Raw genomic sequence first — 19,409 nt, 5'->3', positions numbered from 1 at the left:
CCGAAGTTGTTGGATGAGCGCGTGACACACACCGGCACGCCGTGGGTCTGACAGGGGGGGGGCGGCCGGATCAGCCCACGCGCTCGATCCGGGCATTGCGGATCAGGAACTTCCCGGCCTCGCGGACCTGCTCGAACGCGGCGTTGTTGAGCAGGGCGCAGCTGCCCGAGGCCGAGGTCACGGAGACGGTCGTGGACTTGTTGTTGTCCAGGTTGGTCACCTTCAACTTGGTGCCGACCGGGAAGTCGCCGCTGGAGGCGGCCGGGGCCCCGCCCTCGCCGGAGAGCGTCACGGTCGAGCCCTTGCAGACGACCTCGCCCGCGGCGGCCCCGCCACCGGTGTCGTCGGCGCCGCCCGCCTGGTCGCCCGCGCCGCCCTGGTTGCCCGCGGCCTGGTCACCCGCCCCGGCTTCGTCACCCGCGCCCTGATCGCCCGCTCCGGAGTCGGCCGGGGGTTCGGCTCCGGCCTGACCGGCGCTCTCGCCGACCTCACAGCCCGACGCCTCCTGCTTACGCTTGATCTCCTCGATCACGGCCTCGCGGTTCTCGATCCGCGCCTCGGACTGTGCGTCCGGATCGGCCTTCTGGTCCGCGATGAACTTCTCGTTGTTGGCCAGCGCCTGGGCCAGTCCGGAGCAGGCCGTGGAGGACTCGGCCGCCCCCTCGGTGCTCGCGTTACTGGTCGCCGCCATGACCCCGGCCCCGGTGCCCGCCAAGGCGAGTGAGCCGACCAGCAGGCCGAGCTTCTTCTTGCGGCTGAGCGTCCTCTTACGTGTCATCTCCGACTCCCTTTTCCGACTGTCCGCATGTCCATACGGTCGGGATCCGGAGTCGTTTCAGAGCGTTCGGAAATTTCTGCCACGAATTTTTTGCGGAGGGCATCGAAAGGTGCATTCCGGGCCGGACCTTAAAGCAGCCTTAAGTCTTAATGAAGGCTTAAGGTGTCCTGCCGCGAGCGGTGGTCCAGCAGGTCAGCGCCCTTGTCCGGGCTGGCTGTTGTCCGGAGGAGCCGCGTGCCCGGGACATTGTGCGGTACGGCACAGAAGTGGCGAAGTGGCCCGCCGGAAGCGGAACTCGACCCGCAATTCCGGACCGCCGGAAGGCGGCTTCCGAGGTCCATTGACGGCCCGACGGCGCCCTTTTCCGGTGCCCCTTATGCGGTGCCGGGCGCCTCCGTGCCGGCCGGGCGGGCCGCATGGCGGCGGAGGCGCCCCGCCGAAGATCAACACAACGCCCCCTATGATGTAGGGTTTTTGCTATGAATGGGCGACTTGCCCTGCTTGCTGCCGTGGACCGGAACACCACGGAGAGCGAAGCCTTCCGGCTGGCCCTTCAGCATGCGATGGCCGAGCTCGGCGGGCTCGGCGGCATGGTCCACCTGCGCGGCCCCATGTCCGCGTTGCGTCTGGTGTCCTCGGTCGGACTGCCCCCGGCCCGCACCCTTCCCTGGGAGATCGTCGACCAGGAGGACGACACCGCCCCCGCCGAGGTCGTCCGCCGGGGCCACCAGCTCTGGGTGCCCCCGTCCCCGTCGGACGACGAACCCGGGCCCCGTACCGGTATGGCCGCCGTGCCGGTCTTCGGCGGTGGGCGCACCGTCGGCGCGCTCACCGTCTGGCAGGGGGAGCGCGGAGAGCCGACCGAGCGGCAGTGGGCCTTTCTGCGGGAGGTGGCCTCCTGGGTCGAGGAACGGATGAGCCAGGCGCCCCCGCCGGTCCGCCCGGCGCGGGGGGAGACGCTCGGCAGCCACCTCACCCGCGCCCGCCGGACCCTGGAGGTCGGCTCCTGGGACTGGAACATCCGCACCGGCGAACTCGACTGGGACGAGGCGGCCATGAAGGTCTACGGCACCGACCCGGCCGACTTCGTCCCCAGTGTCGAGAGCTGGATGAAGGTCGTCCACCCCGATGACCTCCCCGCCGCCCTGGCCGCCGCCCAGCAGGCGATCCGCGACCGCGGCGTCTTCGAGGCCGAGTACCGGGTGCGCCGTCCCGAAGGCGGCTATGGCTGGACCCAGGCCCGCGGCCGGGTGGTCGTCGACGACCGGGGCGAACCGGTCCGGATGGTCGGCCACGGATGGGACAGCAACGAGGCCCGCTCGGCCTCCGACGCGCTCAGCCGCGCCCTGCGCCATATGACCGACGGCTTCCTCGCTCTCGACGACACCGCGCGGATCGCCTTCGTCAATCTGACGGCGGAGCGCACCCTCGGCTCCTCCGAGGAGGAACTGGTCGGCCGGACGCTGTGGGAACTGCCCATCCTGCGGCGGGTGCCCGGTCTCGAGGAGCGCTGCCGCGAGGCCATCGCCACCGCCACCCCGGCCGGATTCGAGATCCAGCTGCCGGACTCCGGACGCTGGTACCACCTGCGTCTGGTTCCGGTGCCGGGCGGTACCACCTGCTACTTCTCCGATGTCACCGAGCGGCGGCGGCATGACGCCGAACGCGAGGCCGCCGAACAGGCCGCCGCCCGCCGTGCCGCCCGCATCTCCGAGCTGACCACGGCCCTCGCCAAGGCGACCACCTCCCGGGATGTGGTGGACGCAGTGGCGCGCCGGGTACTGCCGCCGTTCGGCGCCAGTGGACTGATCGTGCAGGCCATCGAGGACAACCGCGGCCACAACGTCGGAGCCGTCGGCTACTCCCGGGAGTTCCTGGCGGAGATGGACGGCGACCTGGTCTCGGAGTCCACCCCGATCGCCCATGCGATGCGCACCGGCGAACCGCTCTTCGTCTCCTCCGCCGCGGAGTATGCCGACCGCTATCCCAATCTGGCCGACCGTCCGCACGCCGTCGGCAAGCAGTCCTGGGCGTTCCTGCCGCTGACCGCCTCCGGCCGCCCCTTCGGCGCCTGTGTGATCAGCTTCGACCAGCCGCGCCGTCTCAACGGTGAGGAACGCACCCTGCTGACCGCGATCGCCGCCCTCGTCGCCCAAGCCCTGGAGCGTGCCCGGCTCTACGACGCCGAGCACATCCGGGCCCAGGAGTTGCAGCGCGGGCTGCTGCCCCGTGAACTCCCCTCGCCACCGGCGTGTACGGCCGTCGCCCGCTATCTCCCGGCCGGACAGGGCATGGAAGTCGGCGGCGACTGGTACGACGTCATCCCGCTCTCCGCGGAACAGGTCGCCTTCGTCATCGGCGATGTGATGGGCCACGGCCTTTCCGAGGCGGCCACCATGGGGCGGCTGCGCACCGCCGTCCACACCCTCGCCCATCTCGAACTGCCCCCCGACGAGATCATGAGCCATCTCAACGAGATCGTGGGCGGACTCGGCGCGGACTCCTACGCCACCTGTCTGTACGCGCTGTACGACTCCACCACCCGCGGCTGGACTTTCGCCCGTGCCGGGCACCCCCCGCCCGCCGTGGTCCACCCCGACGGCACCACGTACTTCCCCGGAGTGATCCCCGACCCGCCGCTGGGCGCCGCGGTCCCGCCCTTCGACACCGTCGATCTGACCCTGCCCGAGGGCAGTCTGCTGGCCTTCTACACCGATGGGCTGGTGGAGTCGGTGGAGCGCGATATCGACGAGGGCATGGAGCGGCTCTCCCGGCTGCTGCGCGATTCCCGGAACCTGGATCTGCACCGCGTCTGCGACGCCGTCATCGCCGGTCTGCTCCCCGTCGAGCAGCAGACCGCCGACGACGCCGCCCTGCTCGTGGCCCGGGTGCGGGCGCTGTCCCCGGAACAGATGGCCTCCTGGCCGCTGCCCGAGGATCCGCAGGCCGCGGGGGAGGCTCGCAAGCACGTCCGCGAACAGCTGACCCTATGGGGCCTCGACGAACTGGCCATGACCACCGAGCTGCTGGTCAGTGAGCTGGTCGGCAATGTGGTGCGGCACGCCAAGGGGCCGGTGCGGCTACGGCTGCTGCGCAGCGCCAGCCTGGTCTGTGAAGTGTCCGACGGCAGTCTGACCACCCCGCGGATCCGCCGGGCCCTGGAGATGGACGAGAGCGGCCGCGGTCTCCAGTTGATCTCCGCGCTCTGCCAGCGGTGGGGCACCCGCTACACCGCCACCGGCAAGAGCATCTGGACCGAGCAGACACTGCCCGGTCGGTGACCGGCGGCCGCGCCAGCGGGTGCGCGGGCCATCTCGTGAGAGGGCGGCGGGGAGAGCGGGGAGGGCGGAACGTGCCACCGTCGACGGGGGGACCGACGCGCACTCAGGTACGGTGCGGGGCACCGTGAACACGTCGGGCCGTGGTGCTCGGCGGCGACGGTGCTGGTCATCGCGCCGGGCCCGCCCGTACGGCGGAGCACCCGTTCCGCGGCTCTCTCCGCCGCGCGCCTCCACTCTCACCCCGCCCCGGCCACCCGCGCAATTCCCTTGTCGCCCCTCTGACACCGGATCCCGAGGGATTTGACGCGAGCTTTACGTCCGGTGCGCCGCGCGGTGCCGCGCCCGGCTCTTCCCGCCGCGGCCAATCGCCCACTGACCAGCGGCGACAGCAGCCCCGATACCCTCGTCGGGCCCCTGGCCCCGAGGTACATGAGGTGAACCCCCGTGGAGTTGCGCCCGTATGAGCTCCAGCGGATCCAACGGAAGCTGGACTCCCCGGCGTCATGGGGCACCTGGTGCCGGATCGGACGGATTCCCCGGCCGCCCGCCGAGGTCCACCGGGCGGCCGGGGGTGGGCGGCTGCGGCCGGGGTGGATCCGTCCGCATGTCCTCTTCGGCTATCTGCTGGTGTCCCCCCTCGTACTGCTGGGCCTGGCGATCCCCCTCGTCCTGGCAGCGATCGGGGCCGCCGTGGAAGCGGTGCACCAGGCGTTCTCGGCCACCGAGCGGGAGAAGGCGCGCCGGGCGAAGCGGGGGAGCGAGGAGCGGGCGGAGGGGTCGGCGGCGCAGCTGTCCGCGCACCGGCTCGACGAGACCTTCGACGGCGACTGGAACGGCCGCGCGGGTCAGCTCGTACTGCGCTGGTACGGGATGTCCCGCTACCCCCGTCGACTGCTGCTGCGCACCGACAGCCAGTTGGTGATCGCCGGACCACGGGGGCGGGTGAGCACCGGAACCCTGCGGAAGTCACGGGTGCTGGAGCGGATACCGCTGACGGAGGTGGCCATCGAGACCCCGCTGCCCGAGCGGGCCGAGCTCAACCGGCTGCGATTTCAGGATGGTTCATGGCTGGTCGTCACCTATGTCCCGGATGAGGGGATGCTCGGCCAGCTCAGCTTCTAGCCCGGCCGTGGCTCACGCGCCCCCGGTGGTGGGCGTGTTGCCGGTCGCGGCATTTCGGTCTGATCCCTACACATCGTCCCGCTCGCCCGATACAGTGCCTCTCCCCCACGAGCCCCAACCACCACATACAGGGGGACACATGTCCATCCGCACCGCGGCGCTCCTCATCGCTGCCCTGGGCCTGTCGCTGACCGCGTGCGGCACCGAGGACGGCACCACCGTGGACGCCGCACCCCAGGCCGGGGCGTCCTCGTCGGCCGCCGGGAGCCCGGAGGGTGCCAACGCCGCCGACGCCCCGCGGGACGAGGCCACCACCGGCGGAGCCCGGGGCCAGGGGGTGTCGACCGTCGGCGACACCATCAGCCTCAAGGGCGCGGAGGACGGCGAGAAGCTGGACGTCACCCTGGTGAAGTGGCTCGACCCGGCCAAGAGCGCCGACAGCCACACCATTCCCAGCCCCGGCAAGCGCTGGGTGGCGGCCCAGCTCCGGCTCGTCAACACCGGCTCCGCGACCTACCGGGACAGCCCGCCGGACTGTGTCCGGGTCGCGGACGCCGACGGGCGCCGCTATGACGCCACCGTCGCCGACATCGCCGCCGGGGACGCGATGGCGACCGATCTGAAGCTGCCCACCGGGGACAAGTCCGTGGGCTGGGTGGTCGCCGAGGTGCCCAAGGGCTCCGCGGTGACCTCGCTCCAGTTCATCCCCGGCGGCGGTGCCGCCGAGGAGACCGGCCAGTGGGCGGTCCGCGCGGGCTGACGGCCGGGAGGCGGGGCCGTCCGCGGTACCGGGCGGCCGTCTGCGACGATCACTGCTGTGGACTACCCGAATGACCAGGCCCCCGGCGCCCCGGTCCGCGCCGGCATCCCCGAACACGGGCGCGTGCCCAAGTACTACGCGGTGAAGACCCAGATCGCCGCGCTCCTGGACGACCTCGGCGAGGGCGGACTGCTGCCCACCGAGCGCGATCTGTCCGAGCGCTACGAGGTCGCCCGCGAGACCGTACGGCAGGCACTGCGCGAGCTGCTGCTCGAAGGCCGGGTGCGACGGGCCGGACGGGGCACCGTGGTGGCGGGCCCCAAGCTGGCGCAGCCGCTGGCGCTGGCCAGCTACACCGAGGGCGTGCGCCGTCAGGGGCTGCGCCCGGGACGTACCCTCATCGGCCTCGACCGGTTCCCGTGTCCGCGGGGGCTGGCGGACGAGGCCGGGCTGGAGCGCGGCGAACCGGTGTGGCACCTGGAGCGCCTGCTGTTCGCCGACGATGAGCGGGTCGGTCTGGAGAGCACCTATGTGGCGGTGGCGCGGGTGCCGCGGCTGGACGCCGACTTCGATCCCGACTCGTCCTTCTACGTCTATCTCCGCGACCGGCTCGGCATCTCCTTCGGCGACGCGGACGAGCGGCTGGAGACGGTGCTCGCCACACCCCGCGAGGCGCTGCTGATCGGGACGCCGCCCGCGCTGCCGATGCTGCTGATCCACCGGGTCTCGCGGGACACCGAGGGGCGTCCGCTGGAGCGTGTCCGCTCGCTGTACCGGGGTGACCGGTTCAGCTTCACCACCCATCTCGGGCGGCGGGCCGGAACGGACGACCGGGACGTCGACGGCTGACACGCTGCCCGAAATATCCGTATAGGACCGCACCAAGAGGGGTGTCGGGCAGCCGACGACGCCCCTCTTTCTATTACGGAAAGATAACGGGTCTAGTCCAAGCTTGGGTAGCCGTTCACCATGGCGTTGCCGTCCGGTCGAGTCCGGTCCACCCGAACAAAGGAGCGTCACAGCCATGCGAGTGATAGTCGTCGGAGCCGGCGTGGTGGGAACCATGCACGCCTGGCATGCCGTGGAACGCGGCCATGAGGTCCTGCACATCGAACGCGAGACGGAGGCCCGGGGCGCCTCCCTGCGCAACTTCGGTCTGGTGTGGGTCAGCGGCCGCGCCGGTGGAGAGGAGCTGGAGACCGCACTGCGCGCCCGGGCCCTGTGGGAGACCATCGGCGAGCGGGTGCCCGCGCTGGGCTTCCGGCCCAACGGCTCCCTCACCGTCTTCCGCGACGAGGCCGAGCTCGCGGTGGCCGAGGCCGCCGCCCAGCGCCCCGACGCCGCCGCCCGCGGCTACAAGCTGCTCGGCGCCGAGGAGACGCGCCTGCTCAACCCGGCCCTGCGCGGCCGGCTGCTCGGCGCCCTGTGGTGCGAGCGCGACGCCGCGGTCGAACCGCGCACCGCGCAGCGGGCGCTGAAGACCGCACTGCTCGCCTCCGGCCGCTACACCTACCTCGGCGGCCGTGAGGTCCGCGAGGTGCGCGACGGCGCGGAAGGTCCCGCCGTCCGCGACGACCACGGCGATCTGCACCGCGGCGACACCGTGGTGCTGTGCACCGGGGCCTGGCTGGGCGGACTGGTCCGGGAGCTGGCCCCCGAACTGCCGGTGCGCCGGGTGCGGTTGCAGATGATGCAGACCGCCCCGCTCGGCGAGGCGCTGACCACCTCCGTCGCCGATGCCGACAGCTTCCGCTACTACCCGGCCTACGGCGGCGCCGCCCTGGACACCCTCACCGCCACCCGGCCGCAGCCGCCCGTCGCCGCCGAACACAAGATGCAGCTGCTCATGGTGCAGCGCGAGGACGGCGGGCTCACCATCGGCGACACCCACGAGTACGAGGACCCCTTCGGCTTCGACGTCGTCGAGGACCCGTACGACCACCTCACCACCACCGTCGAAGGTCTCCTCGGCCGTCCCCTGCCGAGGATCCACCGCCGCTGGGCCGGGGTGTACGCGCAGTGCACCGAACCCTCCCGGGTGATCCACCGGGAGCAGGTGCGTGACGGGGTGTGGCTGGTCACCGGGCCGGGTGGCCGCGGAATGACCTGCGCCCCCGCCATCGCCGAGACCACCGCAGACGAACTGGGCTGGTAGGAGATATGACCGAGAACCACAACACCCCCGCCATCGACCTCGCCGTGCTCGACATGGCCGGGACCACGGTCGCCGACGGCGGCCTCGTGGAGCAGGCGTTCGCCGCGGCCGCCGAACGGCTCGGCGTCACCCCCGGCTCCCCGGAACACACCCGCCAGCTCGACTATGTCCGCGCCACGATGGGGGAGTCCAAGATCTCCGTGTTCCGCCATCTCTTCGGCGACGAGGAGCGCGCCCAGCGTGCCAACGCCGCCTTCGAGGGGGCGTACCACGACCTCGTCGACGGCGGACGGTGCGCCGCGCTGCCCGGTGCCGCCGAGGCCATCGAGACCCTGCGGAAAGCCGGTATCACGGTGGTGCTGACCACCGGTTTCTCCCGGGCCACCCAGGACCGCATCCTCGATGCCCTCGGCTGGCACGAGCTGGCCGATCTGACCCTGTGTCCCGCCGACGCCGGCCGTGGCCGCCCCTACCCCGACATGGTGCTCACCGCGCTGCTGCGCACCGCCACCGACGACGTCCGCTCGGTCGCGGTCTGCGGTGACACCTCGTACGACATGCTCACCGGGGTGCGCGCGGGCGCGTCCGTCGTCGCGGGCGTCCTCACCGGAGCGCACGACCGGGAGCAGCTGACCGGGGCCGGGGCCACCCATGTCCTGTCCTCGATCGCCGGTCTGCCCGAGCTCCTCACCGCCCGGGCGGCCTGAGATGACCGCCGCCATGTCCGAGGCCGCACCGGCCGCCGTCGACACCCGCCCGGGTGGGATCCGTTTCGACCGGGTGTCGGTCGCCTACGGAAACCACACCGTGCTCGACGGACTCGACCTGACCGTGGAACCCGGGGAGCTGATGGCCCTCCTCGGCCCGTCCGGCTCCGGCAAGACCACCGCGCTGCGTGCGGTCGCCGGGTTCGTCCGGCCCGTCTCCGGACGGGTGTTCCTCGGCGGCCGCGATGTCACCGCGCTGCCCCCGCACCGACGGGGCATCGGGATGGTCGTCCAGAGCTACGCGCTCTTCCCGCATATGCGGGTCGCGGACAACGTCGCCTTCGGGCTCAAGGCCCGTAAGCTGCCGCGCCGCGATATCGCCGAACGGGTCGCGGAGGCACTGGAGATGACGGGCATGGCGGCGTACGCCCGGCGGTATCCGCGCGAGCTGTCGGGCGGACAGCAGCAGCGGGTGGCCATCGCGCGCGCCCTGGCGATCCGCCCCTCGGTACTGCTCCTCGACGAGCCGCTGTCCGCGCTCGACGCCCAGCTGCGCTCCGGGATGCTCGCGGAACTGGCCCGGCTGCACCGCGAGTTGCCCGATGTCTCGATCCTCTACGTCACCCATGACCAGATCGAGGCGCTGACCCTCGCCGACCGGATCGCGGTGATGGACAACGCCCGGCTCCAGGACTGCGGCACCCCGCAGGAGCTCTACCGGCGGCCGCGCACCGAGTTCACCGCCTCCTTCGTCGGCAACGCCAATCTGCTGCCGGTGACCCTGGGGGAGGCGGGGTCCGACGGCACCGTCGGCGCCGACCTCGGCGGCACCCGGCTGCGCGCCCACGGCGGCGGGGCGCCCGCCGCCCCCGGCGCGACCGCCACCCTGTGCCTTCGCCCGCATCTGGTCGGGCTCGGACCGGGGCCCAACGCCCTGCGCGGCACCGTCGCCGAGGTGCAGTGGCGCGGCGCGACCCACCGTCTGCTGGTGGACGTCGCGGGCACCCGGCTCAAGGCCGACGTCCGCGAACTGCGCACCCCGCCCGCGCTCGGGGCCGAGGTCGAGCTGCACTTCGCCCCTGAGGACGCGGTGCTGCTCCCGGCCACCGCCGCGCCCGCGGCCGTTCCGGGGGGTGGCGGCCATGGCTGACGTCCTGCGACGGCCCGCCGTGACCCCAGGGAAGGGCGGTGAAGCCGGAAAGGGGGCGGCGAACGCCGGAGGGCGTTCGGTGCCCGGCTGGCTGTGGGCGCTCCCGCCGGTCGCCGCGCTCGGGGTGTTCTTCCTCCATCCGCTCGCCCTTGTCGTGCGGCAGTCCTTCACCCCGGAGGAGGGCGGCACCTCGGTCGAGCCCTACACCGAGCTGTTCGCCTCCGAGGTCTTCCACGAGGCACTGACGACCACCGTCTGGATCGCCCTCGCCTCCACAGCGGGCTGTCTGCTGCTGGGCTTCGTGCTCGCCCTCGTCATCGCGTTCGTCCCGTTCCCCGGCGGGAAGGCGGTGGCGAAGTTCATCGATGTCTTCCTCTCCTTCCCGTCCTTCCTGATCACCCTGGCGCTGCTGTTCCTCTACGGCACCACCGGTGTGGCCAACGGACTGTGGACCAGCGCCACCGGAGCGGCCACCGGACCCGTCGACTTCCTCACCACCCCCTGGGGTGTGGTGCTCGCCGAGATCACCTACTTCACGCCCTTCGTGATGCGTCCGCTGCTCGCCGCCTTCTCCCAGATCGACACCGCACAGCTCGATGTCGCCTCCTCGCTCGGCGCGCGCCCGTCGCGGATCGTGCGGCGGGTCATCCTCCCCGAGGCGCTGCCCGCCCTCGCCGCCGGAGGCAGCCTGGTGCTGGTGATGTGCCTCAACGAGTTCGGCATCGTGCTCTTCACCGGGGCCAAGGGTGTGACCACCCTGCCGATGCTCGTCTACAGCAAGGCCATCCTCGAGTCCGACTACCCCTCCGCCTGCGCCGTCGCCGTGGTCAACGTCCTTCTCTCGGTGGGTCTCTACGGCCTGTACAGGGTGGTGAGCCGTCGTGCTGGTGCATAGCCGCGCCGCCCGCTGGGGCGTCCGGGCCGTCTTCCTGCTGCTCTTCCTGCCGTTGTTCGCGCTGCCGCTGCTCATCATCGTGGCCGCGTCGCTCTCGAGCTCATGGAGCGGTGTCCTGCCGTCCGGGCCGACCGTCGACCACTACACCACCGCCGTCCACGGCGACGCCCTCACGGCGCTGACCACCAGCCTGATCACGGCCGTGGCCGCGAGCTTCATCGCCCTGGCCGCCGGTACCTGGGCCGCGCTCGCCGCAGCCCGCGCCGGACGGTGGCCGCGCCGGGTGCTCGACGCGCTGTTCATGCTGCCGGTGGCCGTCCCGTCGGTGGTGGTCGGTCTCGCCGTGCTGGTGGCGTTCAGCGAGCCGCCGATCCTGCTCAACGGCACCCCGTCGATCGTGATCGTCGCGCATACCGTCCTGGTCACCGCCTTCGCCCACCAGTCCGTCTCGGCGGCCATCGCCCGGCTGGACCCCACCTACGAACAGGCGGCCGCCGGTCTCGGCGCCCGCCCCGGCCGGGTGCTGTGGCGGGTCACCCTGCCCCTGCTGCTCCCGTCGCTCACCGCGGCGGCGGGTCTGTGCTTCGCCCTGTCCATGGGCGAGCTCAGCGCCACGATGATGCTCTATCCGCCGGACTGGCTGCCGCTGCCGGTCCGGATCTTCTCGGCCACCGACCGGGGCTCCCTCTTCACCGGCTCCGCGGTCGCCGTCGTCCTCATGGGAACGACGCTGCTCGTCCTGCTCGCCGTCTCCCGCATCCGCACCAGAGCCACCTTCCGCTAGGAGAAGCGAAACGTCATGTCCAGCGCACTCAAGCCGATCACCGCCGTCGGCGGGATCCTCGCCCTCGCCGCGTCCCTCACCGCCTGCGGTGGCGCCGCCGCCGATCCGAACGCCAAGGTCGTCACCGTCTACAGCGCCGACGGGCTCAAGGGCGAGAACGGCGACGGCTGGTACGACAAGGTCTTCAAGGACTTCGAGAAGCGGACCGGCATCAAGGTCAAGTACGTGGAGGGCGGCTCCGGCGAGATCGTGCAGCGCGCCGTCCGTGAGAAGGCCAACGCCCAGGCCGATGTGCTCGTCACCCTGCCGCCGTTCATCCAGCAGGCCGACGCCAAGGGGCTGCTGGGCTCCTACGCGCCGAAGGGGGCGGACAAGGTCGCGGCCTCCGCCAGGTCCGCCGACGACACCTGGACCTCCGTCGTCAACAACTACGCCGGGTTCATCTACAACAAGAAGAGGCTGAAGACCCCGCCCACCACCTGGGAGCAGCTGCTCGACGACTCGTACCGGGACAAGGTGCAGTACAGCACCCCCGGGGTCGCGGGCGACGGCACCGCGGTCCTGCTCAAGGCCATCCATGACTTCGGCGGCAAGGAAGCCGCGCTGGACTACCTGAAGAAGCTCCAGTCCAACAACGTCGGCCCGTCCTCCTCGACCAGCAAGCTGGCGCCGAAGGTCGACAAGGGCGAGATCCATGTCGCCAACGGCGATGTCCAGATGAACTACGCCCAGTCCCGCTCCATGCCCAACCTCGGCATATGGTTCCCGGCCGAGCAGGGCGGCAAGCCCAGCACCTTCCCGCTGCCCTACGCCGCCGGCCTGGTGAAGAACGCCCCGCACGAGGGGAACGCCAAGAAGCTCCTGGACCACCTGCTCGGCGCGGCCGCGCAGAAGCAGGTCAGCGAGATCGGTGGCGGCTTCCCGGCCCGTACGGACATCGAGACCGACGACGCCAACGCCCGCGCGCTGAAGGAGATCATGAAGGGCGTCCAGGTCTTCCACCCCGACTGGAAGGACGTCGACGAGAACCTCGACGAGTACATCGACGGCTGGAAGTCGGCCACCGGCAGCTGACCCCCTAGACCACCGGATAGCCGCCGTCGACCCGGATACCGGTGATCCCGCTGATGTGCCGGGCACCGCACCGGTCCTGGGGCAGCACCAGCTGCGGGCCGTGACGGTCGAGCGGGGTGTCATCGATCCGGGTGGCGAGCAGCACCGGCGCCCGCCCGAAGTCCGGGTCGATCTCGCCCCAGGACAGCAGGGCGCGATGGCCGTCCGCACCGGTGACGGCGATGAGGAAGCGCAGCCGGTCCTTGCGCCGGGTGCGGTCGAACCCCGGCCCGGCGCCGAGGAGCACCTCATGCAGCAGCGGGCCCTCGAAACGGTGGCGCCGGACACCACTGGTCGCACACTCGAAGCTCACCTCCGCCCGGTGCCGGGGCCAGCCGGACAGATCGGCCACGGTCAGCCGGGCCGGGCGGGCGAGATCGCCGGTGAGGACGACCGCGGCCATCGGACCGGCGGGCGCGAGGGATTGGCTCATGGGCATCCACCTCCCGCATGACGGTACCCGCGGCGGCCGTTCGTGCAAACGCAGATGCGGCACGTGATCCCCAGGCCGAGCAGCAGATGCGAGCACCTCATCCATGAAGTGCTCGCATCTGCGGATCGCGAGATATCAGCGGATCGGAGTGGCCCTGATGTCGTGCCCGTCGGCCGTCAGACAGCGTCCGGTGGTCAGGTCGTAGCGCCAGCCGTGCAGGGTGCAGGTGAGCACCTCGCCGTCGATCTGCCCGAACCGGCCGAGGTCGGCGCTGAGATGGGGACAGCGGCGCTGGATCCGCCAGCCGCCGGTCTCGATGTCCTGGCCGTCGTCCTGGCTCGCGTCGTAGTAGTTCTCCACGTACTCGATGCGTTCCATCGACAGACATTTGAAGAACACGTACAGGAACTCGTTGTACGGTCCGATCCGGCTCGCGGTGAAACGCATCGACAGCAGCAGGCTGTTGGACCAGTCCACCTCGCGCCGCGCGATATTGGTGGCCACCAGATCGCCCGTGGTGGACAGGGTGTAGCGGCAGCGCTCCCCGTCCCACAGCCGGACCTCCCGCGCCGGGAAGTCGACCACGATCGGCACCTCGCCCACATCCAGCCGGGCCGGGCCGCCCACCCCCGTACAGATGTGCTCCGCGCGCGCCAACAGCGGTTCCCACCACTCCTTCAGCTCCGCCAGCAGCCGGTCACGGGGCAACTCGGGGGAGCGCGCGGCGCGTTCCGCGGCGAGCACATCCTGCTGTCGGCGGGCGAAGTCCTCCAGATAGGCGCGCTTGTCGTGGAAGATATGGTCGATCTCCCGGTCGGTATGGCGGTGGGTGAGCTTGCACGCGGTGTCCTCCGGCTCCGCTACCGTGCCCGGCAGCAGCAGATGCGCCTGCACCTCGGGCCGCGCCACGGCCAGTTCCCGCAGGAACTCCACCTGGTCGACGAAGATGCTCTCCCCGTCCCGGCCGGTGCCGTTGTGCTGGAAGAGCGCCTCGTCGAGGAAGCAGGGCGGACCCGCGTTGGGGAACACATGCGCCGCCTGCACCGCGTCGATATACCGCAGCGCCCGCTCGAACTGGCCCTTGCGCTTGCGCGCGGCGAACTCCTGCTTCGCGGACAGCGGCAGCTGGTACACCATCGGATACCAGATCGCTCCCGAGAACTGCACGAAGTACGCGTCCACCTCGCCGAACTCCCGGATGGCCGCGATGTCCAGCGGATGCGCGTCGTTCTGGTTGAGCAGTACGGTCCGCCCGTCGTCGAGCGAGAGCGCGGAGTCGCCGATGGGGCCGTCACCGGGCCCGGTCAGCGCGGTGATCATGATGCGCAGACCGTCGCGCTCCACCGGCACACCGGTCCGGGTGCGCAGGAAGCGGGTGAAGCCGAGCCCCCGCAGTTCACGCTCCAGTTCATCGGTGGCGAAGGCGGGCAGCAGCACCGTGATGTCCTTGCGGACGTTCCGGCGCAGATTCTCCGCGTCGAAGTGGTCCCGGTGCAGATGGGAGACGTACAGATAGTCGGCAGAGCGCCCGTAGTGGGCCCAGTCCAGGTCGGTGTTGTCCGGGAACGGGAACCATGAGCCGAAGAAGGCGGGGTTGACCCACGGGTCGCAGAGCACCGATCCCGCCGCGGTTTCGATGAACAGTCCAGCGTGCCCCAGTCCGGTTACGCGCATTCCACAGCACCCCAGCCAGCTAGGCGACATCGGATATGTCAACCGTGCGGGGGTTCTGGCCGGTCTGCACCCGTAGTTGCGCTCCGCGGGTGGCGGCGGTCCGCCACCCGGGTCATCCCGGTGCGGAGGGTGCTATCGGTGCGGCCACCGCGGGTGTCCGGAAACGCGCCGGGCCGCCACCGCTCCGGTGGAATCCGGATGCGGTGGCGGCCCGGGTATCGGCCGTGAGATCAGCGGGCGGCGGTGGCGGCGCCGTTCGCGTCGGCCGCCTCCGGTGTCCGGTCGACCGTACCGGCCGCCGGACGCGGGGTGAGCTGACGCTCGGCGAGCTGGCCGAAGATCAGCCCGAAGGAGATCCACAGGGTGCACTGGATGGCGAGGGCCGCCAGCCGGAACTCCCACAGCAGGGCCGCCGGGAAGTGCTCGGGCACCTCGTTGAACGACGGGAGGAAGGCATAGGCCAGCCCGACCGCCGCCACGAAGGCCACCGATGCGGCCACGGCCGCGTTCCAATTGCCCAGCCGCGGCGCCAGCCGCTTGCCGAGGATGACCGCGGCCACCGCCAGCAGCACCCCGAGCACCACCATCAGGAAGTACAGCGTGGTGCGCTGGTCGAGAGTGGACGGGTCGCCGACGGACGGCGGATTGGCCGGGTACTTGAAGAACGGCACGAGGTACACCGCCACCAGCGCGCCGAGCGAGACCAGTGCGGCGGTGGCGCGCGGCCCGAACCGGCCGATGCGGCCGAGGGCCACACAGACGGCCAGTGAGGCGATGCCACCGAAGGCGACGCCGTAGATCAGCACCCCGGTGGCGAGGCCACCGGTCGACTGCATGGTGCGGCTGACGAGTTCGACGCCGCCGTGCTCATGGCTGTGCGCCTCCTCGAAGGAGATCGCCGAGTCGATACGCGGTTCGCCCAGCAGATAGGCCACCACGAGGGCCAGCGCTCCGGCGGCGAGGCCCGCGAGCATGCCCCGGACGAGCAACGCCCGGACGGATATGGAGTTCATGACGGTTCCGATTCCCCTGAACTGGAGGTGACGAGGGTGCGGCCGGGGTCAGTGGCAGGGGAAACCGAGCAGGTGGCGCCCGTCGTGCACCCACTCGTGCACATCCTCGCCGGAGACGAGGGCGGTGGCGCCCTGCTCGGCGCCGACGAAGTAGAGCAGGATCAGCATGAGGATGCCGAAGAAGACGGCCCAGGGGGCGATGGCCTTGAGCGATATCGGAGTGATCTCCGGCACCGGCTGTGCGCTGGGCGCGGGAACGGCGGACTGAGCCATGGTGGAACCTCCTGGGGAACGCGCGTCCCGGTCGTGGGTACTCGAACGACGGCGCCGGGTCTGACTCGTCCGGCGGCGGCTCCCGGGTGCGGGATCCTCCGACGGACACACAGTGGCGCGACCGTGCCGGGCTCTCACCGGACTTCCGTCGCGCCGTCGTTGTCATGAGACGGTAGCGCGTGACAGTCGTTCACCGCTACGGCGCGGGTAGCAGAATGTGCGCCCCTACGTGGGCGAATGGTGCAGATGAGGGGGACAGGGTGGTGCGTATCACGCTGGTCACGCCCGCGGTCAACGCCGCGTTGCGGCAGGTGAGGTTCGACGACGCCCCGCCGGACCCGTCCGCCCTCCGCCGCGCCGAGGCCGCCGCGGGCGCCCTGCCGCACCACGACACCAGCCTGACCGCCCCGTCCGTACGCTGCCGCGGGACCGCACGGGCGCTGGGCCTGGACGCCGCGGTGACCGAGGAACTGCGCGATCTGGACGTGGGCCGCTGGCGGGGCCGCTCGCTGGACGAGGTCGGCCGCCAGACACCGGAGGAGATGGCGGCCTGGCTGACCGATCCGGCGGCGGCCCCGCACGGCGGTGAGTCACTGCTGGAACTGCTGGAGCGGGTCGGGGCCTGGCTTTCGGACCGGGCAGGGCACGAGGAGAGGGTGCTCGCCGTCGCGGACCCGCCGGTGGTCCGGGCGGCACTGGTGCACGCCCTCGGCGTCCCCGCCGCCACCTTCTGGCGGCTCGACACCGCCCCGCTGACCGCCACCGAGCTCAGCGGCCGCGCCGGGCGCTGGAATCTGCGCTGCGGGCGGCCGCTGACGGCGGCGGAGTGAGCCGGGGCCTCAGCCGGCGCTTCCCGGCGGCGCGGCCCGCACCTCCCGGGCGGCGGCCACCAGATTCTCCAGCGAGGCCCGCACCTCGGGCCAGCCACGGGTCTTCAGACCGCAGTCCGGGTTGACCCACAGCCGCTCGGCCGGAATGGCCCCGAGACCCCTGCGCAACAGGGCGGCCACCTCGTCGGTGCCCGGCACCCGCGGGGAGTGGATGTCATAGACCCCGGGGCCGACCTCGCGCGGATACCCGGCCCCGGCCAGCTCCCCGGCCACCTGCATATGCGAACGGGCCGCCTCCAGACTGATCACATCGGCGTCGAGGTCGTCGATGGCCCGGAGGATGTCGCCGAACTCGGCGTAGCACATATGGGTGTGGATCTGGGTGTCCGGGCGCACCCCGGAGGTGGTGAGCCGGAAAGCCTCGGTGGCCCAGGCCAGATAGCCGGGACGGTCGGCGGCGCGCAGCGGCAGGGTCTCCCGCAGGGCGGGCTCGTCGACCTGGATCACCGATGTCCCGGCCGCCTCCAGGTCGGCCACCTCGTCGCGCAGGGCGAGCGCCACCTGCCGGGCCGTCTCCGCGAGCGGCTGGTCGTCGCGGACGAAGGACCAGGCCAGCATGGTGACCGGACCGGTAAGCATGCCCTTGACCGGCCGGTCCGTGAGCGACTGGGCGTACGCGGTCCAGCGGACCGTCATCGGCTCGGGGCGGGAGATGTCCCCGGCCAGGATCGGCGGACGGACATAGCGCGTGCCGTACGACTGGACCCAGCCGGACTGGGTGGCCAGATAGCCCGAGAGCCGTTCGGCGAAGTACTGCACCATGTCGTTGCGCTCGGGTTCGCCATGCACCAGGACGTCGATCCCGGCCTTCTCCTGGAAGGCGACCACCTCCCGGATCTCGGCGCCCACCCGCTCCTCGTACCCCGCGGTGTCCAGCCGCCCGGCCCGCAGTCCGGCGCGCGCGGTGCGCAGTCCGTCCGTCTGCGGGAAGGAGCCGATGGTCGTGGTCGGCAGCAGGGGCAGCCGCAGCCGGGCCCGCTGGGCGGCGGTGCGTTCGGCGTACGGCAGCGAGCGGCGCGCGTCGGCCGCGGTGACGGCGGCGGTACGGGACCGCACCGCCGGGTCGCGGGTGAGCGTGGACCCGGCCCGCGAGGCCAGATCGGCGCGGTTGGCGGCGAGCCGTGCGGTGATGGTGTGCGTACCGTCGGCCAGTCCGCGGGCGAGGGTGGCCACCTCGTCGGTCTTCTGCCGGGCGAACGCCAGCCAGCGCGCGATCTGCGGATCGACCTCGCGCTCGGCCCTGGCGTCCAGCGGGACGTGCAGCAGCGAGCAGGAGGCGGAGACATCCACCCGGTCGGCGAGGCCCAGCAGGGTGCCCAGGGTGGACAGCGACGCGGACAGGTCGTTGATCCACACATTGCGGCCGTCCACCACCCCCGCGACCAGCCGCTTGCCGGGCAGTCCGCCCACCGCGGCGAGATCGTCGACCTGGGCGGCGGCCGGTCCGGTGAAGTCCAGCGCCAGCCCCTCCACGGGGGCCTTGGCCAGCACCGGAAGGGCCTCCCCGAGCCGGCCGAAGTACGAGGCGAGCAGCAGCCGGGGCCGGTCGGTCAGGGCGCCCAGCTCACGGTAGGCACGTGCGGCGGCGTTCAACTCGGCCGGGGTGCGGTCCTGGACCAGTGCGGGTTCGTCCAGCTGCACCCAGGTGGCACCGGCCGCCCGCAGATCAGCCAGCACCTCCGCGTAGACCGGGATCAGCCGGTCCAGCAGGGTGAGCGGCTGGAACGAGGCGTCCACCCCGGGTGCGGCCTTGGCGAGCAGCAGATAGCTGACCGGGCCGACCAGCACCGGGCGGGCGGTGTGGCCGAGCCCGAGGGCCTCCTTCAACTCGGCCACCTGCCGGGCGGAGTCGGCGCGGAAGACGGTGTCCGGGCCCAGCTCCGGCACCAGGTAGTGGTAGTTGGTGTCGAACCACTTGGTCATCTCCAGCGGGGCCACCTCGCTGGTGCCGCGCGCCATGGCGAAGTAGCCGTCCAGCGGATCGGCCGCGACGGCGGCGCGGTGGCGGTCCGGTACGGCACCCACCATCACACTGGTGTCCAGTACGTGGTCGTAGAGCGAGAAGTCACCGGTGGGCACCTCGCCCACCCCGTCGTCGGCGAGCTGCCGCCAGTTGGCGCGGCGCAGCCCGGCGGCGGTCCGGCGCAGCTCCTCGGCGGTGACCCGGCCCTTCCAGTAGCCCTCGACCGCCTTCTTCAGCTCCCGGTTCGCCCCCTGGCGGGGGTAGCCGTACACGGTCGCCGTGGCGGTGGTGGCCGCGGAATCGGTTGTCACGGAACTCTCCTTCGCGAGCACTCGTCATGAGGTCCCGGGACCGGGCCGAGGGGTGCGGAGGGAGGCGAGGACGGCGTGACACCTCAGGTGTCCGCCCGCGCCGCCGA

Annotated in this window: 17 protein-coding genes and 1 riboswitch; of the genes, 11 read left to right on the top strand and 6 right to left on the bottom strand. The window is 71.7% G+C overall.

Annotated features, from left to right (window positions below):
• Positions 1 to 70: 70 nt before the first annotated feature.
• On the bottom strand, positions 71 to 778 hold the full coding sequence (locus AB0C66_RS29725) for a hypothetical protein (RefSeq protein WP_362445315.1): 708 nt from the start codon (positions 776 to 778) through the stop codon (positions 71 to 73).
• A 479-nt stretch (positions 779 to 1,257) separates the two neighbouring features.
• On the opposite strand from AB0C66_RS29725, the gene AB0C66_RS29720 reads away from it, so the two are divergent.
• From AB0C66_RS29720 to AB0C66_RS29675, 10 genes are all read left to right on the top strand, one after another.
• Complete coding sequence (locus tag AB0C66_RS29720; RefSeq protein ID WP_362445312.1) at positions 1,258 to 4,059, top strand: SpoIIE family protein phosphatase; 2,802 nt, start codon at positions 1,258 to 1,260, stop codon at positions 4,057 to 4,059.
• A 444-nt stretch (positions 4,060 to 4,503) separates the two neighbouring features.
• On the top strand, positions 4,504 to 5,181 hold the full coding sequence (locus tag AB0C66_RS29715) for a hypothetical protein (RefSeq protein ID WP_362445309.1): 678 nt from the start codon (positions 4,504 to 4,506) through the stop codon (positions 5,179 to 5,181).
• 139 nt (positions 5,182 to 5,320) lie between these two features.
• A complete protein-coding gene (locus AB0C66_RS29710) occupies positions 5,321 to 5,941 on the top strand; it encodes a DUF4352 domain-containing protein (RefSeq protein WP_362445306.1) in 621 nt (206 codons plus the stop codon).
• Between the two features lie 57 nt (positions 5,942 to 5,998).
• Complete coding sequence (locus tag AB0C66_RS29705; RefSeq protein WP_362445303.1) at positions 5,999 to 6,790, top strand: GntR family transcriptional regulator; 792 nt, start codon at positions 5,999 to 6,001, stop codon at positions 6,788 to 6,790.
• A gap of 175 nt (positions 6,791 to 6,965) precedes the next feature.
• The gene (locus AB0C66_RS29700; RefSeq protein WP_362445300.1) at positions 6,966 to 8,096 is read left to right on the top strand and encodes a TIGR03364 family FAD-dependent oxidoreductase; all 1,131 of its coding nucleotides are present in this window, start codon (positions 6,966 to 6,968) and stop codon (positions 8,094 to 8,096) included.
• Positions 8,097 to 8,101: 5 nt separating this feature from the next.
• Complete coding sequence (locus AB0C66_RS29695; protein WP_362445297.1) at positions 8,102 to 8,803, top strand: phosphonatase-like hydrolase; 702 nt, start codon at positions 8,102 to 8,104, stop codon at positions 8,801 to 8,803.
• Positions 8,804 to 8,816: 13 nt separating this feature from the next.
• Positions 8,817 to 9,953, top strand: a complete 1,137-nt coding sequence (locus tag AB0C66_RS29690; protein ID WP_362445294.1) for an ABC transporter ATP-binding protein — start codon at positions 8,817 to 8,819, stop codon at positions 9,951 to 9,953.
• Positions 9,946 to 10,848: a 2-aminoethylphosphonate ABC transporter permease subunit gene (locus AB0C66_RS29685; RefSeq protein WP_362445291.1), complete on the top strand. Its 903-nt coding sequence runs from the start codon at positions 9,946 to 9,948 to the stop codon at positions 10,846 to 10,848. Before AB0C66_RS29690 ends, AB0C66_RS29685 begins: the two co-directional genes overlap by 8 nt.
• Positions 10,835 to 11,632 carry an ABC transporter permease subunit gene (locus AB0C66_RS29680; RefSeq protein WP_362445288.1) on the top strand — a complete coding sequence of 266 codons (798 nt, stop codon included), beginning with the start codon at positions 10,835 to 10,837 and terminating at the stop codon, positions 11,630 to 11,632. Before AB0C66_RS29685 ends, AB0C66_RS29680 begins: the two co-directional genes overlap by 14 nt.
• A 15-nt stretch (positions 11,633 to 11,647) precedes the next feature.
• Complete coding sequence (locus AB0C66_RS29675) at positions 11,648 to 12,706, top strand: 2-aminoethylphosphonate ABC transporter substrate-binding protein (protein ID WP_362445285.1); 1,059 nt, start codon at positions 11,648 to 11,650, stop codon at positions 12,704 to 12,706.
• 4 nt (positions 12,707 to 12,710) lie between these two features.
• Here the strand turns inward: AB0C66_RS29675 and AB0C66_RS29670 are convergent, their stop codons facing one another.
• The 4 genes from AB0C66_RS29670 to AB0C66_RS29655 all read right to left on the bottom strand — a co-directional run bounded on the left by AB0C66_RS29670 (position 12,711) and on the right by AB0C66_RS29655 (position 16,138).
• A complete protein-coding gene (locus AB0C66_RS29670) occupies positions 12,711 to 13,178 on the bottom strand; it encodes a hypothetical protein (RefSeq protein ID WP_362445282.1) in 468 nt (155 codons plus the stop codon).
• Between the two features lie 135 nt (positions 13,179 to 13,313).
• The gene (locus AB0C66_RS29665; protein ID WP_362445279.1) at positions 13,314 to 14,852 is read right to left on the bottom strand and encodes a Rieske 2Fe-2S domain-containing protein; all 1,539 of its coding nucleotides are present in this window, start codon (positions 14,850 to 14,852) and stop codon (positions 13,314 to 13,316) included.
• A gap of 230 nt (positions 14,853 to 15,082) precedes the next feature.
• Positions 15,083 to 15,865 (bottom strand): CbtA family protein, encoded by a 783-nt coding sequence (locus tag AB0C66_RS29660; protein ID WP_362445276.1) that lies wholly within the window; start codon positions 15,863 to 15,865, stop codon positions 15,083 to 15,085.
• A gap of 48 nt (positions 15,866 to 15,913) precedes the next feature.
• Entirely contained in the window at positions 15,914 to 16,138 is a 225-nt protein-coding gene (locus AB0C66_RS29655; RefSeq protein WP_362445273.1) for a CbtB-domain containing protein, read from the bottom strand.
• Between the two features lie 35 nt (positions 16,139 to 16,173).
• A riboswitch (cobalamin riboswitch) is annotated at positions 16,174 to 16,333 on the bottom strand.
• Between the two features lie 65 nt (positions 16,334 to 16,398).
• Between AB0C66_RS29655 and AB0C66_RS29650 the strand changes: the two genes are divergently transcribed.
• Positions 16,399 to 16,968 (top strand): histidine phosphatase family protein, encoded by a 570-nt coding sequence (locus AB0C66_RS29650; RefSeq protein ID WP_362445271.1) that lies wholly within the window; start codon positions 16,399 to 16,401, stop codon positions 16,966 to 16,968.
• A 9-nt stretch (positions 16,969 to 16,977) separates the two neighbouring features.
• Here AB0C66_RS29650 and metE read toward each other — a convergent pair whose 3' ends face one another.
• Positions 16,978 to 19,302, bottom strand: a complete 2,325-nt coding sequence (metE, locus tag AB0C66_RS29645; protein WP_362445268.1) for a 5-methyltetrahydropteroyltriglutamate--homocysteine S-methyltransferase — start codon at positions 19,300 to 19,302, stop codon at positions 16,978 to 16,980.
• Positions 19,303 to 19,409: the final 107 nt, after the last annotated feature.

This window comes from Streptomyces sp. NPDC048636 (assembly GCF_040650655.1).
GTDB lineage: Bacteria > Actinomycetota > Actinomycetes > Streptomycetales > Streptomycetaceae > Streptomyces.
The sequence above is the reverse complement of the archived record's forward strand: the minus strand, read 5'-3'. Positions and strand labels throughout refer to the sequence as shown.

Coding starts and splice junctions, on each gene's coding strand:
- AB0C66_RS29725 (WP_362445315.1), bottom strand. CDS start 778: ATGACACGTAAGAGGACGCTCAGCCGCAAGAAGAAGCTCGGCCTGCTG.
- AB0C66_RS29720 (WP_362445312.1), top strand. CDS start 1,258: ATGAATGGGCGACTTGCCCTGCTTGCTGCCGTGGACCGGAACACCACG.
- AB0C66_RS29710 (WP_362445306.1), top strand. CDS start 5,321: ATGTCCATCCGCACCGCGGCGCTCCTCATCGCTGCCCTGGGCCTGTCG.
- AB0C66_RS29700 (WP_362445300.1), top strand. CDS start 6,966: ATGCGAGTGATAGTCGTCGGAGCCGGCGTGGTGGGAACCATGCACGCC.
- AB0C66_RS29695 (WP_362445297.1), top strand. CDS start 8,102: ATGACCGAGAACCACAACACCCCCGCCATCGACCTCGCCGTGCTCGAC.
- AB0C66_RS29690 (WP_362445294.1), top strand. CDS start 8,817: ATGTCCGAGGCCGCACCGGCCGCCGTCGACACCCGCCCGGGTGGGATC.
- AB0C66_RS29685 (WP_362445291.1), top strand. CDS start 9,946: ATGGCTGACGTCCTGCGACGGCCCGCCGTGACCCCAGGGAAGGGCGGT.
- AB0C66_RS29675 (WP_362445285.1), top strand. CDS start 11,648: ATGTCCAGCGCACTCAAGCCGATCACCGCCGTCGGCGGGATCCTCGCC.
- AB0C66_RS29670 (WP_362445282.1), bottom strand. CDS start 13,178: ATGAGCCAATCCCTCGCGCCCGCCGGTCCGATGGCCGCGGTCGTCCTC.
- AB0C66_RS29665 (WP_362445279.1), bottom strand. CDS start 14,852: ATGCGCGTAACCGGACTGGGGCACGCTGGACTGTTCATCGAAACCGCG.
- AB0C66_RS29660 (WP_362445276.1), bottom strand. CDS start 15,865: ATGAACTCCATATCCGTCCGGGCGTTGCTCGTCCGGGGCATGCTCGCG.
- AB0C66_RS29655 (WP_362445273.1), bottom strand. CDS start 16,138: ATGGCTCAGTCCGCCGTTCCCGCGCCCAGCGCACAGCCGGTGCCGGAG.